This window comes from Amycolatopsis sp. NPDC058278 (assembly GCF_042881395.1).
Classification (GTDB): Bacteria; Actinomycetota; Actinomycetes; order Mycobacteriales; family Pseudonocardiaceae; genus Amycolatopsis.
Genome location: NZ_JBHVXZ010000250.1, coordinates 1 through 4,035 on the forward strand (window position 1 = coordinate 1; position 4,035 = coordinate 4,035).

Annotated in this window: 5 protein-coding genes; 3 read left to right on the forward strand and 2 right to left on the reverse strand. The window is 73.8% G+C overall.

Annotation, left to right across the window (positions count from 1 at the left end):
- Positions 1–444: hypothetical protein (locus ACFVYA_RS49560; protein WP_387055593.1), on the reverse strand; the 444-nt coding region annotated here is incomplete at its 3' end.
- 435 nt (positions 445–879) lie between these two features.
- Here ACFVYA_RS49560 and ACFVYA_RS49565 point away from each other — a divergent pair.
- The 3 genes from ACFVYA_RS49565 (at position 880) to ACFVYA_RS49575 (ending at position 3,108) form a co-directional block, all read left to right on the forward strand.
- Positions 880–1,539: a lytic polysaccharide monooxygenase gene (locus tag ACFVYA_RS49565; protein WP_387055596.1), complete on the forward strand. Its 660-nt coding sequence runs from the start codon at positions 880–882 to the stop codon at positions 1,537–1,539.
- 104 nt (positions 1,540–1,643) lie between these two features.
- Positions 1,644–2,234, forward strand: coding sequence for an HD domain-containing protein (locus ACFVYA_RS49570; RefSeq protein WP_285990362.1), 591 nt, complete (start codon positions 1,644–1,646; stop codon positions 2,232–2,234).
- Position 2,235: 1 nt separating this feature from the next.
- A complete protein-coding gene (locus tag ACFVYA_RS49575) occupies positions 2,236–3,108 on the forward strand; it encodes an NADP-dependent oxidoreductase (protein ID WP_387055599.1) in 873 nt (290 codons plus the stop codon).
- Here ACFVYA_RS49575 and ACFVYA_RS49580 read toward each other — a convergent pair.
- On the reverse strand, positions 3,092–3,868 hold the full coding sequence (locus tag ACFVYA_RS49580) for a sugar phosphate isomerase/epimerase family protein (RefSeq protein ID WP_387055602.1): 777 nt from the start codon (positions 3,866–3,868) through the stop codon (positions 3,092–3,094). The two genes, ACFVYA_RS49575 and ACFVYA_RS49580, sit on opposite strands and share 17 nt — an antisense overlap.
- Positions 3,869–4,035 lie beyond the last annotated feature (167 nt).

The following is a 4,035-nucleotide window of genomic DNA, read 5'->3' on the forward strand; positions in this document are numbered from 1 at the left end:
CTCGCGCCCCCGCACCCCCCCCCCCGTGCCCGCGAAGGACTGGTGGGCCACCCCCGCCGCGCCGGGGCCCCGCGGGCCCGCCGGGACCACCACGACCGCCCCGCGGTTGCGGTGGGCCGCCCCCGCGCCCGCGCCCGGCAGGTTCAGATCGAAGGGGCGCCCGACGATCGGGTACGGAATCGCCTGGTCGTAGACGTACCGCAGCGCCGGCCCGGCGCCGGCCGCGACACCGCCGTCCGTGCTCGACGTCCGTCCCTGCCACACCGAAAACCCGTCCCGGCCCGGGACGAGGAAGGCCACGAGCCCGGCCAGGGCGTCGTCGACCGGGGGGAGCGGGAGCGCCGCGGCGCGGGCCGTGCCCCCCGCGAGGAGAACGGGGATCGCCACGGCACCGCCGAGCACCACCCGCCGTCTGATCGGCCGGTTTTCCGGGACAGGAGTCATGATCACCACCACGTTTCGCGTCCGGTCGGGGAATGCGTCGGAAACGTTCGTGCTGGACGACTTTAGGCGCGTCCCGCCCGTTCGCCGGGCCGCACCGGCGGATCACCCGATCGGCCCCGGCCGGATTGTGGCGGGAGACGGGTTCCGCCACGCTTCGCCCGCCCTCCGGTGACAATTTTTCCGGATGCACCCGGGCGGAGCAGCCGGCCGCCCCCGTGTTCACCGGGCGTCTCCCGGCCCGGGACCGATCGGGCGGTCCGGGCCCGCGGGCCTTCCGCCGTTCAGTAACCGTTCAGTCCGGATCAGTGCCGGAAACCGCTGCGCCACAACGGTTCCCGGAGGTCGTGCGGTGGCCGGTGGCGACGGCGCCGCGTATGGTCGTCCGGCGCCACCTTGGGAGCGCTCCCAAATCCGGTCCCGACGAAGGAGGACAGCGTGGTTCCCCGACGCAAGACCTTGCTTTCCCTGCTGGTGACGGCCGTGACCGCCGTACTGCTGGGCGGCGTGCTCACCGGCGTCGCCGACGCGCACGGCTCGGCCACCGACCCGCCGTCGCGCAACTACGGCTGCTGGAACCGCTGGGGCAGCGACTTCCAGAACCCCACCATGGCGACGAAGGACCCGATGTGCTGGCAGGCCTGGCAGGCCGACCCGAACGCGATGTGGAACTGGAACGGGCTCTACCGCGAAGGAGTCAAGGGCAACCACCAGGGCGCCATCCCCGACGGAACGCTGTGCAGCGGCGGCCGCACGCAGGCGCCCCGGTACAACGCCCTCGACACGGTCGGCGCGTGGCAGATGGCGAACAAGGACAACCGGTTCACCCTCACCATCACCGACCAGGCCCACCACGGCGCCGACTACCTGCTGGTGTACATCACCAAGCAGGGCTTCAACCCCGCCACCCAGCCGCTGGGCTGGGGCAACCTGGAACTGGTCGCCCAGACGGGCCGCTACGCGCCCGCCGGGCAGTACCAGGTCGCGGTGAACGCGGGCACCCGGACGGGGCGGCACATCGTCTACACCATCTGGCAGGCGAGCCACCTCGACCAGTCGTACTACTTCTGCAGTGACGTGAACTTCTCCGGACGCTGACGGGACGCCCGGAGAGGGCCGGGCCGCGGGGCACCCCGCGGTCCGGCTGTCGTCGTAAGTTACGTTACATACATTGTTCGTAATGCAAGGCGTAGGCTCGGGGTATGGAACTCACCCTGCCCGGCGGCCCGGCGTGCGGGCCCGCCACCGAGGTCGCGGCGGCCTACTCGACGCCGTCCCTGCTCAACCATTCGATGCGGGTGTACGCCTGGGCGGTCGCGCTCGGCGGCGTCCACCACGTCGACTTCGATCCCGAGCTGCTGTTCGTCGCGGCCATGCTCCACGACGTCGGGCTCACGCCGGAGTTCGACAGCCACACCAAGCCGTTCGAGGTGGCCGGCGGGCACGTGGCGTGGGTGTTCGCCGCCGGCGCCGGGTGGCCGCCCGAGCGGCGCGCGCGGCTGGCGGAGGTGATCGTCCGGCACATGCAGGCGGAGGTCGACCCGGCCGAGGACCCCGAGGGCTTCCTGCTGTCGAGGGCCGCCGCGGCCGACATCGCCGGGCGGGACGTGGCGGACCTGCCCGCGGACCTGCGCGCGGAGGTGCTCGAGCGCTACCCGCGGCTGGATCTGGTGACGGAGTTCCTCCGCTGCTTCGGCGACCAGGCGGCCCGGAAGCCGGAGAGCTCCGCCGCGGCCGCGATGCGCAACGACCTCGCCACCCGCATGGCCCGCAACCCGCTCGAGGAGAACTGACGTGCAAGCCGTCACCGTCGCCGGCCGGAGCGCCGAACCGGCCCTGACCGAACTGCCCTACCCCCACGCCGCCGAGAACGACGTCGTCGTGCGGGTGCACGCGGCCGGGTTCACCCCCGGCGAGCTGACCTGGCCGGCCACCTGGACCGACCGCGCCGGCCGGGACCGGACGCCGAGCGTCCCGGGCCACGAGCTGTCGGGCGTCGTCGCGGAACTCGGCTACGGGACCACCGGCCTGACCGTCGGCCAGCGGGTCTTCGGCATGGCCGACTGGGCCCGGAACGGCTCGCTGGCCGAGTACACGGCGGTGGAAGCGCGCAACCTCGCCCCGTTGCCGGCCGACGTCGACCACGTCACGGCCGCGGCCGTGCCGATTTCCGGGCTGACGGCGTGGCAGGCGCTGTTCGACCACGGCCGCCTCACCGCGGGCCGGACCGTCCTCGTCCACGGTGCGGCCGGCAGCGTCGGATCGCTCGCGGTGCAGCTGGCGCGGGAGGCGGGCGCCCGCGTGCTCGGCACCGGACGGCCCGCCGACCGCGACACCGTGCTCGGGCTCGGCGCGGAAGCGTTCTTCGACCCGCTCTCCCCGGACATCGGCCCGGTGGACTTGGTGCTCGACGTGCTCGGCGGCGACGTCCTCGACCGCTCCGCCGAGCTGGTGCGCGACGGCGGCACGCTCGTCACGATCGCCGATCCGCCCCGCGTCCGGCCCGGGATCTTCTTCGTCGTGGAGCCGGACCGGGCCCGGCTCGCGGACCTGGCCCAGCGGGTCCGGGACGGGCGCCTCCGCCCGCGGATCGACACGGTGCGCCCGCTCGCCGAAGCCCCGGCGGCGTTCGGCGCGCGGGGCCGGACGGTCATCCGGGCGGGGTGAGGTACCGGGCGTACCAGGCCGCGGCGGCCCGCAGCGGGCCGTCGACCGGTGCCAGGGCGGGGTACCAGGCTTTTTCCCATTCGAGTGACACCCAGCCGGACCACGAACGCAGCAGCTCACCGCACTCGACCAGCGGGACGGCGCCCTCCCCCGGCGGGACGGGCGTCGGCGTTTCCCGGCTCGCCACGTCCTTGACCTGGAAGTAGCCGAGGTAGGGGCCGAGCACCTCCTTGGTGACGGCCGGCTCCTCACCGGCGCGCCAGGGGTGCACGGCGTCCCACAGCACGGCGGCCAGGTCCGGTTCCCCGAAGCCCGCGACGAGGCTCAGGGCGGCGGCCCCGGTGGGGTGCGAATCGTGCGTCTCGACGAGCAACCGCACCCCGGCATCCCGCAGCTCGCCGAGGACGGCGGCGATCCGGGGCCGGGCGTCCCCGTCGCCACCGGGGAAGACGCGGATCGCGGGTGCACCGACGCGGTGCGCGAGGGCGATCAGGGCGCGAAGTTCATCGACAACGGGCCGGTCGTCGCCAGGGGCGGCGACTTTCGCGTACCCGGCGAGGCAAGAGATGGCCAGACCCTCGCCGTCCAGGAGCAACCGGACGGCATCGGTGGCGGCGCCGGAGAGTCCCAGGTGGACTTCTTCATCGGGGTGCACGCGCAGTTCGAGGCCGGTACAGCCGTGGGCGCGCGCGGTGCGGGCGGCTTCGCGGACCGGGATCCCGGGCATGCTCAGTGTGCTCACCGCGAACTGCCGCCCCATCGATGACCTCCCCGCTCGGTATGGGGCGAGTGTAAGCGCTTTCAGGGGTGGGGATGGCGGCGGCCGGGTTGCGGTGACTCGCGGCCGGGGACGCCAAGTTGGTGGGCGCTTGTCCTCGGCGGGCTGAGGGCAGCGAGCCTTGCTCTGTCCAGGCCAGAGGGTGGCCG

What these genes read in the sequence shown, in the direction of transcription:
- ACFVYA_RS49570 (WP_285990362.1), top strand. Translation starts at nt 1,644, where the DNA reads ATGGAACTCACCCTGCCCGGCGGCCCGGCGTGCGGGCCCGCCACCGAG.
- ACFVYA_RS49580 (WP_387055602.1), bottom strand. Translation starts at nt 3,868, where the DNA reads ATGGGGCGGCAGTTCGCGGTGAGCACACTGAGCATGCCCGGGATCCCG.